Genomic DNA, 18,787 nt, shown 5'->3' on the forward strand with positions numbered 1-18,787 from the left:
AAAATTAAATGTCATTAATCAGTATGCATGGTGCATGGCTGTCGTTTAGCGATGCGCCGCTTCTTGATAATGCTGAACTGCATATCGAAGATAACGAGCGGGTCTGTCTGGTTGGCCGTAATGGCGCGGGCAAATCGACGCTGATGAAGATCCTGAACCGTGAACAGGGTCTTGACGATGGGCGTATTATTTATGAGCAGGATCTGGTTGTGGCGCGTCTGCAGCAGGATCCGCCGCGCAACGTGCAGGGTAGCGTCTACGATTTTGTCGCCGAAGGGATTGCAGAACAGGCGGTTTACCTCAAGCGTTATCACGATATCTCGCATCTGGTGATCGCCGATCCGAGTGATAAAAACCTCCAGGAACTGGCGAAGGTTCAGGAACAGCTGGATCACCACAATCTGTGGCAGCTGGAAAACCGTATTAATGAAGTACTGGAACAGCTTGGCCTGGAAGCAGACATGGAGCTGGCATCGCTTTCCGGCGGCTGGCTACGTAAGGCGGCGCTGGGCCGCGCGTTAGTGAGCAACCCGCGCGTGCTGCTGTTGGATGAACCGACGAACCACCTGGATATTGAAACCATCGACTGGCTGGAAGGGTTCCTGAAAACCTTCAATGGGACAATTATTTTCATTTCCCATGACCGTTCATTTATCCGCAATATGGCGACGCGTATTGTCGATCTTGACCGCGGCAAGCTGGTGACCTATCCGGGGAGCTACGATCAGTATCTGCTGGATAAAGAAGAAGCGTTGCGCGTAGAAGAGTTACAAAACGCGGAATTTGATCGCAAGTTGGCGCAGGAAGAAGTCTGGATCCGGCAGGGTATCAAAGCGCGTCGTACGCGTAACGAAGGTCGCGTGCGCGCACTGAAAGCCATGCGTCGCGAGCGTGGCGAACGTCGCGAAGTGATGGGCACAGCGAAGATGCAGGTCGAAGAGGCTAGCCGTTCAGGCAAGATTGTTTTCGAAATGGAGAATGTGGATTACCAGGTTGACGGAAAGCAGCTGGTGAAAGATTTCTCCGCGCAGGTGCAGCGTAGCGACAAGATCGCGCTAATCGGACCTAACGGCTGCGGCAAAACAACGCTGCTGAAGTTGATGTTAGGTCAGCTTCAGGCTGACAGCGGACGCATTCACGTCGGTACCAAGCTGGAAGTGGCCTATTTCGATCAGCACCGCGCCGAACTGGATCCCGATAAAACCGTGATGGACAACCTGGCTGAAGGTAAGCAAGAGGTGATGGTTAACGGTAAACCTCGCCATGTGCTGGGTTACTTGCAGGACTTCCTGTTCCATCCGAAACGTGCGATGACGCCAGTACGTGCGCTCTCTGGCGGGGAACGTAATCGCCTGTTATTGGCGCGTTTGTTCCTGAAACCCAGCAATCTTTTGATTCTCGATGAACCAACGAACGATCTTGACGTCGAAACGCTGGAACTGCTCGAAGAGTTGATTGATAGCTACCAGGGCACCGTGCTGCTGGTGAGCCACGACCGTCAGTTTGTCGATAATACCGTGACCGAATGCTGGATCTTCGAAGGCGGCGGTAAAATTGGTCGTTATGTCGGCGGTTATCATGATGCGCGCAGTCAGCAATCGCAGTATGTGGCGTTTAAGCAGCCAGTTGCGAAAAAAACAGAGGAGCCAGCCGCTCCTAAAGCAGAAATTGTCAAACGCGGCACCAGCAAACTAAGCTATAAACTGCAGCGCGAACTGGAGCAGCTCCCCGCGTTGCTTGAAGAACTGGAAGCTAAGCTGGAAGCCTTACAGGCTCAGGTTGCTGACGCCGCGTTTTTCAGTCAGCCTCACGAGCAAACGCAACAGGTGTTAGCTAATTTGAACGAAGCGGAACAAGAACTTGAGCAAGCCTTTGAGCGCTGGGAGTATCTTGAGTCTTTGAAGAATGGCGCATAATTAAAGGAGCACCTATGTGCGAACATCACCATGCCGCGAAGCATATTTTGTGCTCGCAGTGTGACATGCTGGTGGCGTTACCTCGCCTTGAGCATGGTCAGAAAGCGGCATGTCCACGATGTGGCACTACGTTAACCGTTGAGTGGGACGCGCCCCGGCAGCGTCCCACTGCCTATGTTTTAGCCGCACTATTTATGCTGCTGCTGTCAAACCTCTTTCCCTTTGTGAATATGAACGTCGCAGGGGTGAGTAGTGAAGTGACGTTGCTGCAAATTCCCAGCGTGCTCTTTTCTGAAGATTACGCCAGTCTCGGCACCTTCTTTATCTTATTCGTTCAGCTGGTTCCGGCCTTTTGCCTGCTGACGATCCTGCTACTGGTAAACCGGGTTCAGATGCCCGAGCGGCTTAAAGCATGGCTGGCGCGCATTTTGTTTCAGTTAAAAAGCTGGGGAATGGCAGAAATCTTCCTCGCCGGCGTGCTGGTGAGCTTTGTTAAGCTGATGGCCTACGGCGATATCGGCGTGGGCAGCAGCTTTATTCCGTGGTGCTTCTTTTGCGTTTTACAGTTGCGTGCATTTCAGTGCGTTGACCGTCGCTGGCTATGGGATGATATTGCGCCAATGCCTGTCATAAAGCAGGCCTTAAAACCTGGCGTGCCTGGTATTCGACAGGGACTGCGTTCCTGCTCTTGCTGCACTGCAATACTTCCCGCTGATGAACGGGTGTGCCCACGCTGTCAGACGAAAGGCTATGTGCGGCGTAAAAACAGTCTGCAATGGACGTTGGCATTACTGTTTACGTCAATCATGCTTTATCTTCCTGCCAATATTCTGCCGATTATGATTACCGATTTGCTCGGGTCAAAGCTGCCGTCAACCATACTTGAGGGGGTGGTTTTAATCTGGAGCGAAGGCTCGTATCCGGTAGCTGCGGTTATCTTTATCGCCAGTATTATGGTGCCGACGTTGAAAATGATCGCCATTGCCTGGCTATGCTGGGACGCCAAGGGGCACGGCAAGCGCGACAGTGAACGTATGCACCTGATTTATGAAGTTGTGGAATTTGTCGGTCGCTGGTCAATGATCGACGTATTTGTGATTGCGGTACTCTCTGCGCTGGTGCGCATGGGAGGGTTAATGAACATTTATCCTGCAATGGGTGCTTTGATGTTTGCTTTAGTCGTCATTATGACAATGTTTTCTGCGATGACATTTGATCCGCGTCTGTCGTGGGATCGTGAACCAGAACCAGGCCATGAGGAGTCCTGACAGCATGGAATCTAAAAGTGGGGAAGCCAAAGTGCAAAAGGTAAAAAACTGGTCGCCCGTGTGGATATTTCCTATCGTCACTGCACTCATTGGCGCGTGGGTTCTGTTTTATCACTACAGTCATCAGGGGCCACAGGTCACGCTTATTACCACCAATGCCGAAGGTATTGAAGGGGGCAAAACGACGATTAAGAGCCGCAGTGTGGACGTCGGCATCGTTGAGAGCGCAACCCTGACGGATGATCTGACCCATGTGGAGATTAAAGCGCGTCTTAACTCCGGAATGGAAAAGCTGCTGCATAAAGATTCTGTCTTTTGGGTGGTGAAGCCGCAGGTTGGACGTGAAGGTATCAGTGGGCTCGGCACGCTATTGTCCGGGGCTTATATTGAACTGCAGCCTGGCAATAAAGGCAGTAAGCTGGAAAATTACCAACTGCTGGATTCACCGCCGCTGGCCCCGCCAGATGCAAAAGGGATCCGTGTGATTCTGGACAGCAAAAAAGCCGGTCAGTTGAGTCCGGGCGATCCGGTGCTTTTTCGCGGCTATCGTGTAGGTTCGGTTGAAACCAGCACATTTGATGCGCAAAAGCGTACGATCAGCTATCAGCTTTTCATTAATGCGCCTAACGATCGTCTGGTGACCAGTAATGTGCGTTTCTGGAAAGACAGCGGGATCGCCGTAGATCTTACCTCAGCAGGTATGCGCGTAGAAATGGGTTCGCTCTCCACGCTGTTTGGCGGTGGTGTAAGTTTTGATGTGCCAGAAGGTTTAGAGCAGGGCGAGCCGGTCGCACAACAGTCAGCGTTTAATCTTTATGACGATCAAAAAAGTATTCAGGATTCACTGTATACCGATCATATCGATTATCTGATGTTCTTTAAAGATTCGATTCGTGGCCTGCAGCCTGGTGCGCCGCTGGAATTCCGTGGCATCCGCTTGGGTACGGTGAGTAAAGTACCTTTCTTCTCACCGAATATGCGCCAGGTGTTCAACAATGATTACCGCATTCCGGTGCTGGTACGCATCGAACCAGAACGTCTGAAGGCGCAGCTGGGCGAAGATACTGATGTTGGTGCTCATCTGGCGGAATTGCTTAAACGCGGATTACGGGCATCGCTTAAAACCGGGAACCTGGTGACCGGCGCACTTTATGTCGATCTCGACTTCTACCCGAAAGAGCCGCCGATTACTGGTGTGCGCGAATTTAATGGTTATCAAATTATTCCGACCGTGAGCGGTGGTCTGGCGCAGATCCAACAGCGTCTGATGGAAGCGTTGGATAAGATTAATAATCTGCCGCTGAACCCGATGATTGAGCAGGCAACCAATACGCTGTCGGAAAGCCAGCGCACGATGAAGCATCTGCAAACCACGCTGGATAACATGAACAAGATCACGTCCAGCCAGTCGATGCAGGATCTTCCGGCGGATATGCAGAACACGCTGCGTGAACTAAATCGTAGCATGCAGGGCTTCCAGCCTGGTTCTGCGGCCTACAACAAGATGGTGGCAGATATGCAGCGTCTTGATCAGGTGCTACGTGAACTGCAACCGGTACTGAAAACGCTGAACGATAAGAGTAATGCGCTGGTATTTGAAGCGAAGGACAAAAAAGATCCAGAGCCGAAGAGGGCGAAACAATGAAAAAGTGGCTAGTGGTGATGATGGCGGTCTGGCTGACGTCATGCAGCTCCAGCGGAGAGAATAAAAGCTATTACCAGCTCCCTATCGCACAAGGCGGTGTGCAGAGCTCCGCCAATCAGGGAAACCGTCTGCTGTGGGTTGAACAGATTGCGGTACCTGATTATCTGGCCGGTAATGGGGTGGTTTACCAGACCAGCGATGTGCAATATGTTATAGCCAATAATAATCTCTGGGCCAGCCCATTAGATCAGCAATTGCGCAATACGCTGGTTGCTAACCTCAGCATGCAGTTGCCTGGCTGGGTTGTTGCTTCGCAGCCGCTGGGAAGCACTCAGGACACGCTGAACGTCACCGTAACCGGCTTCCACGGTCGTTACGATGGTAAGGTTATCGTGAGTGGAGAATGGTTGCTGAATCATCAGGGACAACTGATCAAACGTCCATTCCACATCGAAGCTGTACAGACTAAAGACGGCTACGATGAGATGGTGAAGGTTCTTGCTAACGCCTGGAGTCAGGAAGCGACGGCTATTGCTCAAGAGCTGAAACGCATCCCATAAGCTTAAATAATTGTAAATTATGCCGCCCCTGGCTCACCGCCCGGGGCGGTTTTTTTTATTTTTTTAGCCGTGGAGATAGCTGTTCTGACTGACTATTTTTGTACAAATGATTTAGAGGCTAGCTCACAAATATGACACTGGCGTGAATTTTGCGCATTGACGAGCCTAATGTTTAGGGGTATTCGTTTAGTGTGATTGCACACTTAGTAATCACTGTTTTCTTTTCCACCAGACCAAAAAATGAGGGAAACGAGGCATGAAGAGACAAAAACGAGATCGCCTGGAACGGGCACATCAACGTGGATATCAGGCCGGCATTGCCGGACGCTCAAAAGAAATGTGTCCCTATCAGACGCTGAATCAGAGGTCATACTGGCTGGGAGGCTGGCGAGAAGCCATGGGGGATAGGGTTTTAATGGCCTGATTCTGTCTCTTTAGATAAAAGAAACCTCCGCAGAGCGGAGGTTTCGCCTTTTTGCACACCAGATATAACGGAGAAACGTTAATGTCTAGCTGCTACGCAGTCCTGGATTAGAACGCGGAAGTGTCCTGGAACAGACCCACTTTCAGATCGTTTGCGGTGTAGATCAGACGACCATCAACCAGCACTTCACCATCAGCCAGGCCCATGATCAGGCGACGGTTAACGATACGTTTGAAATGAATGCGGTAAGTGACTTTCTTCGCAGTCGGCAGAACCTGGCCGGTGAATTTAACTTCACCTACGCCCAGCGCACGGCCTTTACCTTCGCCGCCCAGCCAGCCGAGATAGAATCCAACCAGCTGCCACATGGCGTCGAGACCCAGGCAGCCCGGCATCACCGGATCGCCGATAAAGTGACAACCGAAGAACCACAGGTCTGGGTTGATATCCAGTTCAGCTTCAACATAACCTTTGTCAAAGTTGCCACCGGTTTCGGTCATCTTGATGACACGGTCCATCATCAGCATGCTTGGTGCTGGCAGTTGTGGCCCTTTTGCGCCAAACAGTTCACCGCGACCAGAGGCAAGAAGGTCTTCTTTCGTATAGGATTCGCGTTTATCTACCATGTTCTCTGTAAGCCTTATTTTATTGAAGCACGCAGGATAGCTAACACGTGTACGCTGAACAAGTCCGATCAGTTCGGAATAATCCAGTTCAGCCAACGTAGCGGCCATGGAAAACGGTGACGACCTTCCTGTTGCGTAGCCGTGGCAATACGCTCCTGAATGGTTTGCATCAGCGTTGTCTGGCCTTCGCCATCCCACACCAGATTTAACAACAGTGGCAGCGCATCAGTTACGTCGTCCACCGCCCAGATAGTGAATTTTTCTTCTTCTATGGCCTGTAGCAGCGCGGGATGCAGGCTGAGGTGTCTGACGTTAGCCGAAGGAATGATAACGCCCTGCGTGCCCGTCAGCTCACGTTGCTGGCAGATGGCGAAGAAACCTTCAATTTTCTCATTCAGACCACCGACAGGTTGCGCCCGACCAAACTGATCGACAGAACCGGTAATGGCGATACTTTGATTAACAGGCACGTCGGCGAGGGCGCTGATCAATGCGCACAGTTCTGCCATAGACGCGCTGTCACCGTCCACTTCGCTGTAAGATTGCTCAAAGGTCAGCGAGGCAGAGAAGGGGATTTGCTGCTCAAGCTGGAGTTCCGACATCAGGAACGCCTGCATAATCATCATACCCTTGGCATGAATATTTCCGCCGAGCTCGGCTTTGCGCTCAATGTCCGTAAACTCGCCGTCGCCAATATGCACGACGCAACTGATACGAGAAGGCTCGCCAAATGCGCGTGGGTGGCCTGGAAACTCAATCACCGACAAGGCGTTGATCTGGCCAATACGCTCGCCTTCTGTCTCGATAAGGATTTGCTCTTGCAGAATTTCATCCTGCATGCGTTCAGCCAGGAATCCCTCACGCCATTCGCGCTGAGCCAGCATCAGGCTGAACTGCTCAGCGTTGCAGGTTTCGCTCTCGCATAACGGGGCCACCTCTTTGAACTGTCTGGTGATCCACAGCGGGTTAAGCGGCAATGTATCCTGTTCACCGGTATAGCGAACGGCTTCACGGATCAAAACCTGCCAGGCATCAGGAGCGGGGTAAGGCAAATTATTGCGCATGGCAGTATGCGTGACCCACTGACACCACTGCGTCATGGTTTCGGCATCCACGATCTGCAGATTATCTTCAAACTCGCTGTAAATGGCCTGCTCAGCCAACTCTGGTTCCATATCCTGGAAATCCGCCAGCGATTCACGCTCACCCACCAAAATCACTTTCAGTTTAAGCGGCATAGGCGGAACAGAGACAGGCAGTGGGCGAGACTCATCAAAAGCCACCCAATCAAAACGCTCGTGGCTGACAATGGCTTTCAGACGCATCCACAACAGAGGTTGGGCCAACAGCGTGCGCAATGAGATAACCAGCACACCCCCATTGGCCTGATGTACCAGACCTGGCTGCAGCGTAATTTCGCCATTGAACTGACGTAGACAGCCAAACAGTTGTTCAGCTTCGGCCCAGTCAGCGCTGACCACCTGCGTCAACGTCGCAAAATTGTCTTCCGCTTTTTCAGCTGTACGATAACGAATAGTGTGACCGGAGATGTCGTAATGACCGCCAGTCAGGCTTCCTGCATCCGTGTGCAAGGGACGTGCAGCCTTTGCAATAAGGTTGAGATACTCAAGCTCCTCCGGTGCTTTCACCAACATGAACGAGGATGTTGTCCAGTGCTGAAGAAGCTGCTCTAGCGCGAATTGTAAACGTGGCTGAGTATCACTAAGTAAGGTGTCGGTGTCGTCAGTGACGTGCGGCTGTGCAAATACTTCCTGATAACTGTCGGTATCAGGAACCAGATCACGCCATGCAAGTTTCGTAATGGTCAAAGTTGATGTTTTTTAGTCTGTTGTAAAAAACGAGATTATACCGTAACCCTCACCACTAAACACCTGGAAAGCGCCGCGAAACGGTTGTGATGACGCGCGGCAGTTCACAGGCTGGATATTCTTTTCTTCAGATGCCGAAAAAGCTGATATTCTGATAAGAGTTACACGGTAACATTGAGATCGCAATGAAATATCAACAACTTGAAAATCTTGAAAGCGGATGGAAATGGAAGTACCTGGTGAAGAAGCATCGCGAGGGGGAGTTGATTACCCGCTATGTGGAAGCCAGCGCTGCCAAAGAAGCCGTTGATTTGTTGCTAACCCTCGAAAATGAACCGGTTCGGGTCAACGCCTGGATTGAAGAATACATGAACCCTGCACTGTTCAATCGTATGAAGCAAACGATCCGGGCGAGGCGTAAGCGGCACTTTAATGCAGAACATCAACATACGCGTAAGAAATCTATCGATCTGGAGTTTATGGTCTGGCAGCGTCTGGCAGGTCTTGCGCAGCGGCGCGGAAAAACACTTTCTGAAACTATAGTGCAGCTGATTGAAGACGCAGAGCATAAAGAGAAGTACGCGAACAAAATGTCGACATTGAAGCAGGATTTACAGGCGTTGCTGGGAAAAGACTAGCGGTTGGCTGGTGTAACAAGAGGCTTGTTTTGAGTGGAAACAGATGAAAAAAAACCCCGCATAGCGGGGTTTTTTTATAAGACGATAACTTAAGCCTGAGGCTGAGTTACAACGTCTTTGATGCCTTTAACTTCGATCTCAACACGACGATCCGGAGCCAGGCAGTCGATCAGTGCAGCGCGAGCTTTCACGTTGTCACAGGTGTTGCCAGTAACTGGGTTGGATTCACCCATGCCACGTGCAGAGATTTTGTCAGAAGGAATACCTTTAGAGATCAGGTAATCAACAACGGACTGAGCACGTTTCTCGGACAGACCCTGGTTGTAAGCGTCAGAACCGATGCGGTCAGTGAAGCCCAGAACCACTACGGAACCGTCTTTCGGATCCAGGTTGCTCAGCTGGCTGTACATCTGGTCCAGAGCCTGCTGGCCTTCTGGTTTCAGAGTTGCTTTGTTGAAGTTGAACAGAACGTCAGACTTCAGAGTGAAGTGCTTGGTCTGTACTTCTGGAGCCGGAGCCGGAGCAACAACTACTGGAGCTGCTTCTTCCTGCTGGCCGAAACGGTAAGAAACACCAACGCTCAACAGGCCGTTATCCGGACGACCACCAACGGTGTTCGCGTCACCGATGTTGTTGGTCCACTGGTATTCCAGACGGGTAGCGATTTCAGGAGTAATTGCATACTCTACGCCACCAGCGAATACTGGGGATACACCAGTGTCGTGGTCTTTGAAGCCTTCGTTGTTTTTAGCGTCTGCACGCCAAACCATACCACCCAGACGGGTATAAACGTCCAGATCGTCAGTGATTGGGTAACCCAGTTTAGCGGTCAGCTGAACGCCCTGAGCTTTGAAAGCGCCGTTTTGATGAGTCTGGTCGGTGTAGCCTTTGTACGGCATACGGCCTAACCAGTCGTAACCCATTTCAAAACCAACGTACGGGTTAACCTGATAACCACCGAACGCACCGGCACCCAGTTGGCTTTCGTGGGTCGGACCGGCGTTGTTGATCTGGTTGTTGCCAATATCATGGTACTGAGACCAGCCCATTTTAGCACCAGCGTACCAGGTGTTATCTTTCGGAGCGGCCTGCGCCACGGTAGCGAAACCAGCCAGTGCCACTGCAATTGCGATAGCTGTCTTTTTCATTTTTTGCGCCTCGTTATCATCCAAAATTCGCCATGAATATCTCCGAAGAGAGATAACACGGTTAAATCCTTCACCCGGGGACCAGTTCAATAGTTGCTCTACCGATATCTGCGGCTTACGCCGAGCACCCCTGGCGATGTAAAGTCTACAACGTAGTTGAAAACTTACAAGTGTGAAGTCCGTCAGGCATATGAAAAAAAAAGGCTTGTATACATAATATTTAACATTTATTGATGACTAAATGCACTGAGGATTTCCTGAAAACCGCTTGAGACAGGCGTTCGGACGAAAAACGCGTTAAAGCTCAAAGGCAAATTGAAGCATGAAAAAAAATTCCAGGATAAATCCTAATTTTACTCAATGATACAAATTCGAGTGAATTTTTAGCCCGGAATGCTGTCTCCCCGCAAGTGACTGTGCGCAAACAGGACGCATGATAAAACCCATCGCATTTCCTTCATTAGCCGCTTTTACCAGCTCGGCATGTTCATCTTCCGTTAATTCTTCTGCCAGCCAGCCGATAACGACACTGTAATTACCTGTGCGCAGCGCACGGATCATCGATTCCAGCGTATTGCAGGGGGAGAGTTGGCTAATCTGCATTACTTTTGTCAATGGAAGTCCGGCTGACTGCACCCACTCCCGGCTTAATTTTTGCTGAGGCGTCAGCCACAGCTGCCAGCGTGATTGCTGCCCTAACTGTTGCAGCAGAGGAAGCAGCAGTAGTTGCGTCATCATGGGCTGGTCCTCGCGATAGACTACTTCACTGATAAGCCCAGCGGTTGCGTTCTCTGATGAAACGCGCGCAATGTTGCTTGATGCGGAAGAGAACGACGAAGAACGATTTGCATAGCCTGAAGTGTACATAATCAATCCAGCCCTGTGAGTTACTGTATGAATATACAGTAACCCTGCTATCAACAAAGATCAACCTTATTTTCGGAAACAGGTTCGCAATTTTTAGTCGTCGTCACGGGAAAAATAAAATTCATCTTGCCCCATACGCATAAGTTGCCTATTTTCGTCATTAACGGATCCGCTATTGAAAATCATTTGCTTACGTTATGATTTAAAAAGGATTTTTATGAAAGAGCTTTCTTATGCAAGGATCTATAAATCGCAGGAATATCTGGCTTCTCTGGGGACAATTCACTATCGCTCACTGTTTGGTGGCTACAGTCTGACGGTTGGCGATACGGTCTTTGCCATGGTCGCCAATGGTGAGTTGTATCTTCGCGCCTGTGAACAGAGCGCCCAGTATTGTGTACAAAATTCTCCTGTCTGGCTGACATTTATTAAGCGGGGACGTCCTCTTGTACTTAATTATTACCAGGTGAACGATGCCCTGTGGCAAAACCAGCAGCAACTGGTGTCGTTATCGCGATATTCGTTGGATGCAGCGGTTAAGGAAAAACAGAGTCGCTTTACCCAGCATCGTCTGCGGGAATTGCCAAATATGACGTTTCATCTGGAGACTCTGCTGAATGAAGTTGGAATTAAAGATGAGGGGACTATGCGGTCGTTGGGAGCACAAATGTGCTGGCTGAAACTTCGGCAAAATAACCCGGCTCTGACGGTAAAAGTACTCTATGCCCTTGAAGGCGCGGTAGGGGGGATACATGAAGCCGCGCTCCCGGCGACGCGTCGCCAGGAGCTGGTGGAGTGGGTAAGTTCTCTTACGCCGGAACCGGGGTATTAGAAGGCAGAGCGGCAATTTGCTGCTGTAATCGCCGGATTTCCGGGAGCAGAGCGATCAATAACCCAACTTGCTGAACGACCAGAGGCTCTTTACTGTCCGGGCGTGGTTCCAGGTGCTGAATTCGCTGCTTCAGCCCTTCTAACGCCTGGTATACGCGTTGCTCGTCAGCGGGTTGATGGTGAAGGGCATCATCAACATAGCAAACAGCGTCATCCAGCAATGCCAGAACGTCTGGATTGGTCAACTGTTCGCGATGTGCGCCAAGCGCAGAAATATAGCTGGTAAACGTATGGTTGAGACACAGTAAACGGAACGCCGTTTCGCGGGTTTGGGCCGTCACATCCGGCTCGCTCGACATGTTTGACACCACGGAGGCGAGTTCAGCATCACGGTTATGCGCGTCACGGCGAGCGATACGGTAGGCCAGACGATTATCACGACCCTGATGATATTGTTCGAGAATTGCATCAAGGTAGCGGCAGTTAGCGTCAGTCGCCCGCTCAATTACCCGTGGTAGATTACGAAAACGCCAGTCTGGCCAGATGAAACTGACAGCCGCCCAGGCGATAGCACAGCCAATTAGCGTATCGATGACACGCGGCAGCGCAACCTCAAAGCCTTCGCCGAGCAGGTTAAAGCACAGTAATACCAGCAGCGTGATAAACATGGTGGCATGCGCATACTGGACGTTGCGAAAGGCAAAAAACAGTACACCAGTGATCACTAAAAGTATTAGCTGCCCTTCTAAAGAGGGCACAAACCACAGGATCGGTAAACCGATGGCAATCCCAACCAACGTGCCGATAATCCTGAGCGCCAGGCGATGTCGGGTGGCATTGTAGTTTGGTTGACAGACAAACAGGCTGGTCAGCAAGATCCAGTATCCGTGATTCATGCCGGTTACCTGGATAATGGCATAACCAACACAGAGCACTAACGACATGCGGACGGCATGGCGAAACAGTGCGGACTCTGGGGTGAAATTACGGCTCAGGCGTAACCAGATATCACTGAATCCATGGGGACTGTCATCAGCAAGCTGATTTTCAGACTCATTGCGCGAGAGTACCTGAGCCTGTTCAGACTCAATAGTGGCCAGTTGCGCATCGATAGCCCGCAGGTTCGATAGTAAGAATCCCAGCGTATTGAGCAGATCTGCAGGCTCACCACTGGCACGCATGCGCTCAAGTGCGGCATCTATATGGGTGAAGACGCGTTCAAAGTGCGGATCGTGCTGGTAAGGCGTGCGCAATAAAATACAACGAGACAATTGTGAACAGGCTTGTCCTTGCATCGACATCAACCGCTGGAAGCGGAACATCACATCGCTGTGACGGAAATGATCGCGTAGCGTTTGATATTGAATATGTGAGGAGCTTGCGCGTTCATGAATATCCTGCGCCACAAAATAGTAATGTAGCGTGCGACGTGTTCCCCGTTGTCCACGGTCACCGCGCAGGCGAGTCAGCAGCGACACTTTGGTCTGGTTTAGCGTTGCCATCAGTTGCCCATTAGCGAGGGCTAAATCATACAACGGCGCCTGGCTTTCATCTTCGATGTCGGGATCAAAAAGACGCGACTTCAGTTCCAGGTAGTGCGCTAATTGTTCGTAGCTGCGGGCCAGATTGTCCTGTAAGGGGCGGATGGGGAACAGAAGATGCCCGGTGAGCGTCAGCAGGTTATACCAGATAGCGCCCGCGAGCAGCAGGATTGGTTGTTGATACCACTGATCGTAAAGCGAGGTGCCCAGCATCGTGTAAATGGCGATGAGCAACGCGCCAAAAGCGATGGTTGCATAGCGCTGGCCTAATCCCCCCAGCAGAATAAAACCGCTGGTGGAAAGCGTTAACCCAATAGCAAACAGCCAGGGCCATGGGAAGAGCAGTTCAACGGAGGCTGAGGCAATAAAAAAGCACACCAGCGTGATGATTAAATTGCGCAGTCGGCCCGCGAGACGATCATCGAGATCGGTAAGTGCGGCAGCGACCATACCTAGCGTGAGAGGGATGGTCAGCTTGACGTCACCCAGCCACCAGGGCAGCGCCGTTGTACCGCATAGCGCGATAAAAATCCGCACGTAGTACAGCCAGGTGCTGTTCCAGGTATAGCGTTTGAGCAGAGGACTTAACATAAAGGCCATTGGTCCTGATTATTCAAAGCGACGACGTGCATTGGCTTCACGCGCTGCACGGGCAACTTCTACTGAAACTACCCGGCGACCCACCGGCCAGAGCGCAATGGCAGCGATTTTAAAGTTCGCAATGCCAACCGGAATACCAATAATCGTTATGCACTGAGCAATACCAGAGACAATGTGCATCAGACACAACCACCAGCCGAAGAAAATCAGCCAGAAAATATTGAGCACGGTGCCGCCGGTATTCAACAGGACGCTTTTACCGGCCGGATTCAGTTCATCGACATGTATCGCTTCGTTGCCATAGGGAAACAGCGAAAGTCGGGTTATCTCCCAGCATGAACGGGTCAAGGGTAAAGTAAAAATAAGCACGATACTGACCAGCGTTGCCAGTAACCAGGCCAGGGTGGTGGCGAACCCCCCAAGCACAAAATTTAAAATATTCAGAACAGTACGCATAAACCCTCGGTTAACTCTGGTTTTCTGTGAATTCGGCAATTGTAACGTTTTTTTGGGCTGGAGCACGTTTTCTCTGGCGGTTACACTGATAAGCAAACCTCTTCGTGTGGATCCGCTTGAGTCTTATGGAACTGAAAGCTACTTCTCTTGGAAAACGTCTGGCACAACACCCTTACGATCGGGCCGTTATTCTCAATGCCGGGATTAAAGTTTCCGGCGATCGTCACGAGTATCTTATTCCCTTCAATCAGTTACTGGCTATTCATTGCAAACGTGGTCTGGTGTGGGGCGAGCTGGAGTTTGTACTCCCGGATGAGAAGGTGGTTCGTCTTCACGGTACAGAGTGGGCGGAAACCCAGCGCTTCCATCATCATTTGAATGCACTCTGGCAGCAGTGGAGCCAGGAAATGAGTGACGTTGCTGCGGGGGTTTTACAGCAGCAGTTGGATGCGATAGCGGCGAGTACTAGTGAAAGTAAATGGCTGACGCGCGAACAAACGTCAGGGCTGCAGCAGCAGATTCGCCGTGCCTTTGCCGCTTTACCGCTCCCGGTTAATCGGCTGGAAGAATTTGAAAATTGCCGGGAGGCGTTACGTCAATGCCAGGCGTGGTTGAAGGACATTGAAGCCTGCCGCTTACAGCACAATCAGGCGTACACCGAGGCAATGCTGGAAGAGTATGCTGAGTTTTTCCAGCATATTGAATCTTCGCCGTTGAACCCTGCTCAGGCGCGCGCGGTAGTGAACGGTGAGCAATCATTGTTGGTACTTGCAGGGGCTGGAAGCGGTAAAACATCTGTGTTGGTTGCCCGGGCTGGTTGGTTGCTTGCGCGAGGAGAGGCGGCGGCTGAACAGATCCTGTTGCTGGCGTTTGGACGCAAAGCAGCCCAGGAGATGGATGACCGCATTCGTGAGCGTCTGCATACGGACGAGGTCACTTCACGGACATTCCATTCACTGGCGTTGTTCATTATTTCGCAAGGTAGCAAAAAAGTTCCAACAGTGAGCAAGCTGGAAAATGATGCCGCCGCTCGCAGTAAACTCTTTATAACGACCTGGCGTCAGCAGTGCAGTGAGAAAAAGGCTCAGGCTAAAGGCTGGCGACAATGGTTAGAAGAAGAAATGCTGTGGTCTGTACCCGAAGGTAACTTCTGGGATGACGAAAAATTACAGCACCGTCTGGCCTCCCGGTTGGATCGCTGGGTTAGTTTGATGCGGATGCATGGTGGAGCACAGGCGGAGATGATTGCTAATGCTCCGGAGGAGATCCGCGATCTGTTCAGTAAACGCATAAAGCTAATGGCGCCGCTGCTCAAGGCCTGGAAGAGTGCCCTGAAGGATGAGAATGCCGTCGATTTCTCCGGGTTGATCCATCAGGCTATTGTCATTCTGGAGAAGGGGCGGTTTATCAGTCCGTGGAAACATATTCTGGTCGATGAATTTCAGGATATTTCCCCTCAGCGCGCCGCCCTGTTAGCCGCCTTGCGAAAGCAAAACTCGCAGACCACGCTGTTTGCCGTGGGAGATGACTGGCAGGCCATTTACCGGTTCAGCGGAGCACAGCTTTCTCTGACGACCGCATTCCAGCAAAATTTTGGTGAGGGCGATAGCTGTAATCTGGATACGACTTACCGTTTTAATAGCCGGATTGGCGAAGTCGCAAACCAGTTTATCCAGCAAAACCCACATCAGCTCACGAAACCGCTGAACAGTCTGACGACCGGTGATAAAAAAGCTGTCACGTTGCTCGATGAAAGTCAGTTAGATCTGTTGCTGGATAAGCTGTCGGGTTTTGTGAAAGCTGAAGAGAGAATTCTGGTGCTGGCGCGGTACCATCATCTGAAGCCAGCCAGCCTGGATAAAGCGGCCACCCGCTGGCCCAAGCTGCAGTTGGATTTTATGACTATTCATGCCAGCAAAGGGCAGCAAGCGGATTACGTCATTGTTATGGGGCTTCATGACGGGAATGACGGTTTTCCGGCCCCGGCTCGCGAGTCGATTATGGAAGAGGCGTTACTCCCGGCTGTTGAAGATTTTCCTGATGCTGAAGAGAGGCGGTTGCTGTATGTGGCGCTAACGCGTGCACGGCATCGGGTATGGCTACTGTTTAGCAAAGACGCGCCATCATGTTTTGTTGATGAGCTTAAGCAACTAGACGTTCCGGTGACCCGGAAACCCTGAAAAGCAGGCGGCAGTTGCCGCCTGCTTAGCGTTTATTTGAGGCGTTCTGCAAGATAACGGGCGTAATCCGGGATCAAGATATCCGTTGCGTCGTTGAAGTTTGGCGACTGGATAATAAAATCAGCCGTTGACACGTTGGTGGCGACCGGAATGTTCCAGACTGTGGCCAGGCGTAGCAGGGCTTTGACATCAGGATCGTGGGGAACGGCGTTGAGCGGATCCCAGAAGAAAATCAGCACATCAATTTTCCCTTCTGAAATTAGCGCACCCACCTGCTGGTCACCCCCCATCGGGCCGCTCAGCATGGCGTTGACGTCCATTCCTGTCGCGCGTTGAATTAAATTTCCAGTTGTTCCTGTAGCATACAGAACGTGTTTTTCCAGTAATGGCTGGTGGCGTTCAACCCAGCTCATCAACATCTTTTTGCAGTGATCGTGTGCGACCAACGCAATATGTTTCTGCGCTGGTAATGTGCGAGTCGTTAATTCCATAGTACAGCTCCCAAGTTAACCTTGTTACAGAGTACTGGAAGCACTTGACGCTGCAAGAGAAAGACAAAAAAAATGCGTATATGAACATAAATGTCACGATGGGGGCTGTTTCTCAGCCCATTGTAAGAAGTTACTCCGCGTTTGTGCGTCAGCCTGTTGAAACCAATATTTTAAGCGCTGCTCAGTCAGCGTTTGTGACTGAGGCGGCACGCGGTCCAGTTCAGATACCCCGGAAAGCAGCGAACTGTCATCGGCCATCATCGTGGCAAATTGCGGTAAAGACGCATGCTTAGCCGCTTTGTTATAGCGCTCTGTTTCCATTTCATAATCTACGATTTTTGCGGTGGATGTGATTGACAGAATATCCAGCTTAACCGGTATAGGCATGGAATCCCCATCCAGCAGTTCTACGCGTGGGGCATCATCAAAATGCGTTGCATCTCGCTCGTTGCTCAGACGTGGCAGGTGAAAATTAACCTGACTGACGAGTTGGGTATCAAAGCTGATGACCAGCGGGGGCGAAATATACAGACGTTCTTCGTGGCTGGACAGGCGAATGGTTTTTTCTACGCGAAACACGAGCTGGTGCCGACCATTTTCCAGCTCAATACTTTCGGCACCACGCAGTAATGAGCTGGAGACTTTTTTTCCGTCCAGCACCAGAAGGTCAATATCATTAGACAGACGTAGAGAGGTAGCAAAAACGGTTACCGGCAAACACAGGGCAATTAAGGCTGTCACAATGCCGGCTTTCATAGGTTTCTCCTGTCCAGAAAAAATCTGTATAAGATGTATCTAAATTTTTCGATAATCATGTTTACTAACATATAGACATATTTTTGAGTTTAGCTCTCATGCGCCAGTATGGGATGAATGGTCGCAAAGTCAGGTTTGTCGTACACTTTGCTAAACAGCCTGGAGGAAAACGATGAAAGAGACCGATATTGCTGGCATTTTGACAACGACCCGCACGATTGCACTGGTGGGTGCAAGCGATAAACCCGATCGCCCAAGCTATCGGGTTATGAAATATTTACTCGATCAGGGCTATCACGTTATTCCTGTTTCACCGAAAGTTGCCGGAAAAACACTGCTGGGGCAGCAGGGCTATGCGACGCTGGCAGATGTACCAGAGAAAGTGGATATGGTAGATGTCTTCCGTAATTCCGAAGCGGCGTGGGGTGTTGCTCAAGAGGCAATTGCCATCGGCGCGAAGACCCTATGGATGCAGCTCGGTGTGATTAACGAGCAGGCAGCCGTACTGGCTCGTGATGCAGGGTTGACGGTGGTGATGGATCGTTGCCCGGCGATTGAGATCCCGCGGCTGGGACTGGCGAAGTAAGGTTGATCTGTAGCCGAACAAAACGCACAGACCCGATTAGCTAATCGGGTCTGTGTTTGCATCAATTGCGCAGGCGCGGGGCCTGAAGCTGTTTTCGAATTGTTCGCGCCAGTTCATCCATCGACGGTTGCTCCGGATGTTCTTCCTGTAGCTCACTACTCAGTTGTGCTTCGGCCAGATACGTATGTACTGGCAGACCATAATCGTCTTCCATCACCACGTGATACCAGGGAGCGGCGCGAAGTTCGTCGTTAACCGCCAACTCATCGGCTGACGGTTGATCAAGCGAATATTCCGGGTCGATATCCACGACCACTCCGAGGTAACCTAACAGGGAATGGCGGACCTGCTGGCCGATACCGAATTTGCTGGCAATCATAGTCACCTCCCGGGAAATAGATACCCTCTATGTAAGGGTAATATTC

General features: G+C 51.0%; 18 protein-coding genes. 9 read left to right on the forward strand and 9 right to left on the reverse strand.

Annotation, left to right across the window (positions count from 1 at the left end):
* Positions 1-8 precede the first annotated feature (8 nt).
* From OGV98_RS17655 to rmf, 5 genes are all read left to right on the forward strand, one after another.
* Entirely contained in the window at positions 9-1,916 is a 1,908-nt protein-coding gene (locus tag OGV98_RS17655; protein ID WP_003836846.1) for an ABC transporter ATP-binding protein, read from the forward strand.
* Between the two features lie 14 nt (positions 1,917-1,930).
* On the forward strand, positions 1,931-3,184 hold the full coding sequence (gene pqiA / locus OGV98_RS17660; RefSeq protein WP_003035862.1) for a membrane integrity-associated transporter subunit PqiA: 1,254 nt from the start codon (positions 1,931-1,933) through the stop codon (positions 3,182-3,184).
* A gap of 4 nt (positions 3,185-3,188) precedes the next feature.
* On the forward strand, positions 3,189-4,829 hold the full coding sequence (gene pqiB, locus OGV98_RS17665) for an intermembrane transport protein PqiB (RefSeq protein WP_003836843.1): 1,641 nt from the start codon (positions 3,189-3,191) through the stop codon (positions 4,827-4,829).
* Entirely contained in the window at positions 4,826-5,389 is a 564-nt protein-coding gene (pqiC, locus tag OGV98_RS17670; protein ID WP_003035868.1) for a membrane integrity-associated transporter subunit PqiC, read from the forward strand. The genes pqiB and pqiC overlap by 4 nt, the downstream gene beginning before the upstream one ends.
* Before the next feature lie 256 nt (positions 5,390-5,645).
* On the forward strand, positions 5,646-5,813 hold the full coding sequence (gene rmf, locus OGV98_RS17675) for a ribosome modulation factor (RefSeq protein WP_003035871.1): 168 nt from the start codon (positions 5,646-5,648) through the stop codon (positions 5,811-5,813).
* A 107-nt stretch (positions 5,814-5,920) separates the two neighbouring features.
* Here the strand turns inward: rmf and fabA are convergent, their stop codons facing one another.
* Positions 5,921-6,439: a bifunctional 3-hydroxydecanoyl-ACP dehydratase/trans-2-decenoyl-ACP isomerase gene (gene fabA, locus OGV98_RS17680; protein WP_003035875.1), complete on the reverse strand. Its 519-nt coding sequence runs from the start codon at positions 6,437-6,439 to the stop codon at positions 5,921-5,923.
* A gap of 68 nt (positions 6,440-6,507) precedes the next feature.
* Positions 6,508-8,268, reverse strand: coding sequence for an AAA family ATPase (locus OGV98_RS17685; RefSeq protein WP_003035878.1), 1,761 nt, complete (start codon positions 8,266-8,268; stop codon positions 6,508-6,510).
* A 185-nt stretch (positions 8,269-8,453) separates the two neighbouring features.
* Between OGV98_RS17685 and matP the strand changes: the two genes are divergently transcribed.
* Positions 8,454-8,906: a macrodomain Ter protein MatP gene (gene matP, locus OGV98_RS17690; protein ID WP_202580631.1), complete on the forward strand. Its 453-nt coding sequence runs from the start codon at positions 8,454-8,456 to the stop codon at positions 8,904-8,906.
* Between the two features lie 89 nt (positions 8,907-8,995).
* Here matP and ompA read toward each other — a convergent pair whose 3' ends face one another.
* Entirely contained in the window at positions 8,996-10,054 is a 1,059-nt protein-coding gene (ompA, locus tag OGV98_RS17695) for a porin OmpA (RefSeq protein ID WP_003836839.1), read from the reverse strand.
* A gap of 357 nt (positions 10,055-10,411) precedes the next feature.
* On the reverse strand, positions 10,412-10,921 hold the full coding sequence (sulA, locus tag OGV98_RS17700) for an SOS-induced cell division inhibitor SulA (RefSeq protein WP_032948945.1): 510 nt from the start codon (positions 10,919-10,921) through the stop codon (positions 10,412-10,414).
* Between the two features lie 217 nt (positions 10,922-11,138).
* Here sulA and OGV98_RS17705 point away from each other — a divergent pair, with 217 nt between their 5' ends.
* Positions 11,139-11,753 carry a TfoX/Sxy family DNA transformation protein gene (locus OGV98_RS17705; protein ID WP_003035889.1) on the forward strand — a complete coding sequence of 205 codons (615 nt, stop codon included), beginning with the start codon at positions 11,139-11,141 and terminating at the stop codon, positions 11,751-11,753.
* On the opposite strand, the gene yccS is transcribed toward OGV98_RS17705, so the two are convergent.
* Positions 11,731-13,884 (reverse strand): YccS family putative transporter, encoded by a 2,154-nt coding sequence (gene yccS / locus OGV98_RS17710; protein WP_032939270.1) that lies wholly within the window; start codon positions 13,882-13,884, stop codon positions 11,731-11,733. The two genes, OGV98_RS17705 and yccS, sit on opposite strands and share 23 nt — an antisense overlap.
* 18 nt (positions 13,885-13,902) lie before the next feature.
* Positions 13,903-14,349, reverse strand: coding sequence for a YccF domain-containing protein (locus OGV98_RS17715; protein ID WP_003035892.1), 447 nt, complete (start codon positions 14,347-14,349; stop codon positions 13,903-13,905).
* Between the two features lie 125 nt (positions 14,350-14,474).
* Here OGV98_RS17715 and helD point away from each other — a divergent pair, with 125 nt between their 5' ends.
* Positions 14,475-16,529 carry a DNA helicase IV gene (gene helD / locus OGV98_RS17720; protein ID WP_202580630.1) on the forward strand — a complete coding sequence of 685 codons (2,055 nt, stop codon included), beginning with the start codon at positions 14,475-14,477 and terminating at the stop codon, positions 16,527-16,529.
* Between the two features lie 32 nt (positions 16,530-16,561).
* On the opposite strand, the gene mgsA is transcribed toward helD, so the two are convergent.
* Positions 16,562-17,020 (reverse strand): methylglyoxal synthase, encoded by a 459-nt coding sequence (gene mgsA / locus OGV98_RS17725; protein WP_003035897.1) that lies wholly within the window; start codon positions 17,018-17,020, stop codon positions 16,562-16,564.
* A gap of 93 nt (positions 17,021-17,113) precedes the next feature.
* Positions 17,114-17,776, reverse strand: a complete 663-nt coding sequence (gene csgI, locus OGV98_RS17730) for a curli synthesis inhibitor (RefSeq protein ID WP_003836835.1) — start codon at positions 17,774-17,776, stop codon at positions 17,114-17,116.
* A 172-nt stretch (positions 17,777-17,948) separates the two neighbouring features.
* Here csgI and OGV98_RS17735 point away from each other — a divergent pair, with 172 nt between their 5' ends.
* The gene (locus tag OGV98_RS17735; RefSeq protein ID WP_003035903.1) at positions 17,949-18,362 is read left to right on the forward strand and encodes a CoA-binding protein; all 414 of its coding nucleotides are present in this window, start codon (positions 17,949-17,951) and stop codon (positions 18,360-18,362) included.
* Positions 18,363-18,423: 61 nt separating this feature from the next.
* Here the strand turns inward: OGV98_RS17735 and hspQ are convergent, their stop codons facing one another.
* Entirely contained in the window at positions 18,424-18,741 is a 318-nt protein-coding gene (hspQ, locus tag OGV98_RS17740) for a heat shock protein HspQ (RefSeq protein WP_286551777.1), read from the reverse strand.
* Positions 18,742-18,787 lie beyond the last annotated feature (46 nt).

It is taken from the genome of Citrobacter sp. Cf136 (genome assembly GCF_030333815.1).
GTDB classification, from domain to species: Bacteria; Pseudomonadota; Gammaproteobacteria; order Enterobacterales; family Enterobacteriaceae; genus Citrobacter; species Citrobacter freundii.